General features: G+C 39.3%; 4 protein-coding genes. 1 reads left to right on the forward strand and 3 read right to left on the reverse strand.

What is annotated here, in order from left to right; translation table 11 throughout:
• The 3 genes from J8L97_RS22440 to J8L97_RS22450 form a co-directional block, all read right to left on the reverse strand.
• The coding region (locus J8L97_RS22440; protein ID WP_211052925.1) for an ABC transporter permease at positions 1 to 581 on the reverse strand (581 nt) is incomplete at its 3' end.
• A 9-nt stretch (positions 582 to 590) separates the two neighbouring features.
• Positions 591 to 1280, reverse strand: a complete 690-nt coding sequence (locus J8L97_RS22445; RefSeq protein WP_211052927.1) for an ABC transporter ATP-binding protein — start codon at positions 1278 to 1280, stop codon at positions 591 to 593.
• A 12-nt stretch (positions 1281 to 1292) separates the two neighbouring features.
• Complete coding sequence (locus tag J8L97_RS22450) at positions 1293 to 2573, reverse strand: efflux RND transporter periplasmic adaptor subunit (protein WP_211052929.1); 1281 nt, start codon at positions 2571 to 2573, stop codon at positions 1293 to 1295.
• Positions 2574 to 3169: 596 nt separating this feature from the next.
• Here J8L97_RS22450 and J8L97_RS22455 point away from each other — a divergent pair.
• Complete coding sequence (locus J8L97_RS22455; protein ID WP_211052931.1) at positions 3170 to 3529, forward strand: ribonuclease E inhibitor RraB; 360 nt, start codon at positions 3170 to 3172, stop codon at positions 3527 to 3529.
• Positions 3530 to 3637: the final 108 nt, after the last annotated feature.

Below are 3637 nucleotides of genomic sequence, written 5' to 3' on the forward strand. Positions count from 1 at the left end.
GGTAAGGGGTTCCAATCGTCTAATACACCAATGACACGATACGTGTCTTTACCGAAATAAAATGTTTTGCCAACCGAGTTTTCACCATTAAAAAGCCAAGTGTTAGTTTCTTTGGATAGCACGGCAACTTGGGCAGCATCTTTGCCATCTTGTTCGCTCCACCCTGCGCCAAACAAAAAGGGAACTTCAAACATATTGAAGAAGTCGCTGGTAGTTGAGCGAACTTCCAAGCTTCTAGGTTCTATATCTTTGTTATTTATATGGCGGATCTCTTCTTGAATGGCACTCAGTGCAACGTGGTTTTTTGGTATGTCAGATTTTAATAATGCTTGGACGTCTTGATATGAGATAGTGATAGGCAATGTATCGCCATCAGCAAACTCGTAATCCAAACTGTCTAGTTGAACCTGATATAGGTTTGCACTTTTATTTGGGATAGGATCCTGAGACATCATGTAGCTGACAGTATAGGTGGTCATGGTTGCACCAATGCCAATCGCGATCATTATCACCATTAAAAGGCTTAGTAATGGCGTTTTACGCAAGCTGAGCAGGGCGAGCTTGAAGTAATAAGAATACATGTTATGCCCTTACGCGATGGCTTTTTTATTGTGTGTGTATTCAGATAGGTGACCGTCTTTAATTTGTACTATGCGGTTAGCCTGAGCTGCCTGTGCATTATCATGGGTCACCATGATGATACTTGTGCCAGCTGCATTGATGTCTTTCAGTAAGGTCATAATGCCTTCAGCCATTTTAGAGTCTAAATTACCCGTTGGTTCATCTGCGAGAATAACGGAAAGAGTACCTGCTATAGCGCGAGCAATCGCAACACGCTGTTGTTGACCTCCAGAGAGTTGTGTAGGGTAATGACTCTTTCGTCCCGCTAATCCGACTTGCTCAAGTGCTTGCATAATGCGTTTGTGCCGCTCATCACGGTTAAACTTTCTATAGCGTAAAGGCATGTCAACGTTATCGTAGAGGTTTAGCTCCGGTATGAGGTTAAAGCTTTGAAATACAAAACCAATTTTTTCATTTCGATAGGCGGATTTTTTTTTATCGGTAAACTGAGCGACATTCTGCCCATCCAGCTCATATAAACCGTCGGAGTGTTCTTCTAATAACCCTGCAATATTCAAAAAGGTTGTTTTCCCTGAACCTGAAGGACCAATAATACTGACAAATTCGCCTTGTTCTATAGTGAGATCAAATGGGTGAAGTGCTTGCGTTTTTATTGCATCCGTTACAAACGCTTTTGATAAACTCTTCATTTTTAACATTACTATTCCTTTTTATTGTAAAATACGTACGCTTGGTGCGTCTTTGAAAATATCTGAATCAGATATCACCACAGTATCACCTGTTTTTAAGCCAGATATCACTTCTACTTTGCCTAGACTACGTGAGCCTATTTTTATGGCGGTTTTAACTGCTGAATTATCGGTTACAACATAAGCAAATTGCCCGTTATAGGTTTTTAAGAACTGACCTCTAGGGAGGTATTGAATATTATGTTTGCGTTCTAGAATAATCCGCGTTGTTAAGCGTTGGTTCTGTCTCAGTCCAGTTAAATTCGAGTCTTTAAAACGTACTTTACCTTGAACACGCCCTTGAGTGATTTCGGGAGATATGGCGACTAATCCACCTTGATACATGCTTTGGTTGAGGGTAATTTCGGCCTCCATGCCTAAGGCGAGGTCATCCGCATAACTTTCAGGGATTTGCACTTCGAGTTCGTATTCAGATAAGTCAACAATACTCAAAAGAGATTGGTTTTTAGCCACGGAGTTTTTTTGTTGTGCATTTAAATTTCCTACTAGACCCGTCACAGGTGATGTGACCTTTAAACCATCAACCTGACGTTTTAATTCAGTCACTTTGACTTGTTGAGATTGCAACTCTAATTCACGGGTTTTAATTTCAAATTTCTGACTTTCTTTTACCAATTCAACTTCTTTTACTGCGTGTTCATATTCACGCTTGGCATTTTGTAAATCATCACTGGCTTTTTGATAATCAATGTCACTGATCACTTTATTTTTCATGGCTTCGTTAGCGCGTCGCATTTCTCTTTTAGCTGCATTGAGTGCGACTTGTGCCTGACCAATTTGGTTCTCTTGTTCTAAATTTGACTTCTTTACCTGAATCTTTTCACGTTCAAGTTGATTTTTTAGTCTAATCAAATTTGCTTGTTGTTGATTATATTCACTCTTTAATTCGGGGCTATCGATGATGGCAACCGTTTGTTGTGACATGACGCTGTCGCCTGCTTCAACTAAGTACGTTACGGTACCTTGTGCGGGGCTGTATAATGTAGGTCGACGCGCCGCAGTGACCTTGCCTTGTACTGAAAGGTCTCTAACAAATAGGCCTTGTTCAACAGTCGCAATATTAAACTTCTCTTTGTGTACGGCACTTGTGCCTTTTGTCCAATTGATGATTGGCGGAAGTATAAATAGATAAAATATGACTGCTGCGATAACGACGCCAAAAACTGGCACAATCAACTTCTTTAGTGAGCGGGATTTTTTTATTGTTGTATCTTGCGCACTGGTGTCTGCGATATAACTCATATCGTTTCCTTGCTTCCTTTCATTATTTTGGCAATACAGTTAAGTGTTTGGTTTTTATTATTTTAAAAAATTACAGGGGCAAAATACACTTTATTATCTTAAAAGTCACGAATGTTAAATTCGTGTGCGAGAACATTTGTTTGTTGTAAAATAAAATAAAACCAATAAAAGGAAGGTTTTGATAATGAAAACAATACTTTTGACGGGATGAGCTCAGTTAGCTGTATAAATTGGAGATTATACAAAGATGGGTTACGTAGGACATTGCAAGACTTTAGAGCGAAGGTATGCTTCAGTTACTTTATTATGGAGTATAGAAATAGGTTGGCGCCGCCATTGCGAGTTTGTTCTGATTAGATTAAAACTAAATGTGAACGGCTTTGCCAGTTGAGACTAGAAGTTATAGCTAGTTGTCTGATATTTAATACTTTATGTTGGTGGCTTTTTGGTTTTTCGTATTTAATAAAATGCGCTTGAATCGATATACAGGTGGGTCATTGATATCGAAATCTGCAGTAATCAAAATGCGAGTGTGAATGCAAATGATTGTCATGTGTGTTATTTTGCAGAGCATTAAAAGACAAGAGATTTCATTAATGATAGAGAAAAATAGTTGGCCGACTGATTCCGACGCAGATGTACTGCGTTTGTTAGAGGAAAGAAACTTTGACTTCAGCGCTGTGCATGAAGTTGAGTTTAATATTGACTTTGCGTCTTGGCCATTAAATAAAGGTCAGCGAGACGCCATTTTAGAAAAATTACCTGATGCACATTTTATAGAACCAGATGATGAGCTTATGGAAGAAGGGGGCGATTCAGGTTATGTCTCAGTGACAGTAAAAAGTAAAGTGACGTATGAGTTTATAATTCAAGAGCAGAAGAGGTTTAATGACCTTTTTTCCCACTTGGGTGGTTTTTGTAACTCGTGGGGTGTACGGAGCCCGTGTGGGGCATAGGGATGTAATTGAAAGCAACGCTGGCTTCCGATAAAAGTTAACATTATAGCTGTAACGCAACCTGAGAATGTTTATTACTTTGTCTGTTCCCAGTACATAGGTGAGGAC

This window comes from Pseudoalteromonas sp. MMG012 (assembly GCF_018100875.1).
Lineage (GTDB): Bacteria > Pseudomonadota > Gammaproteobacteria > Enterobacterales > Alteromonadaceae > Pseudoalteromonas > Pseudoalteromonas aurantia.